The organism is Kocuria sp. KH4 (genome assembly GCF_053711175.1).
Genome location: NZ_JBSJYX010000089.1, coordinates 1 through 332, shown reverse-complemented (window position 1 = coordinate 332; position 332 = coordinate 1). Strand labels below are relative to the sequence as shown.

The window sequence follows — 332 nt, the reverse complement described above, 5'->3', positions numbered from 1 at the left end:
TCTGGGTGCGGGTCTGCACCCGCAGCTTCGCGTCGAGGTTCGAGAGCGGTTCGTCCATCAGGAACACCTGCGGGGAGCGCACGATGGCCCGGCCCATGGCCACGCGCTGGCGCTGCCCGCCGGACAGTGCCTTGGGTTTGCGGTCGAGGTAGTCGGTGAGGTCCAGGATCTTGGCGGCCTCCTCCACCCGGGTGCGGCGTTCGGTGGCGGGGACCTTGGCGATCTTCAGGGCGAAGCCCATGTTCTCGGCCACGGTCATGTGCGGGTAGAGGGCGTAGTTCTGGAAGACCATCGCGATGTCGCGGTCCCGGGAGGGGACCTCGGTGACGTCG

General features: G+C 68.4%; 1 protein-coding gene. It reads right to left on the bottom strand.

The window, feature by feature from the left end; genetic code table 11:
* Positions 1–332 (bottom strand): ABC transporter ATP-binding protein (locus ACWCOM_RS18610; RefSeq protein WP_454550217.1); only part of this gene is annotated, 332 nt, incomplete at both ends.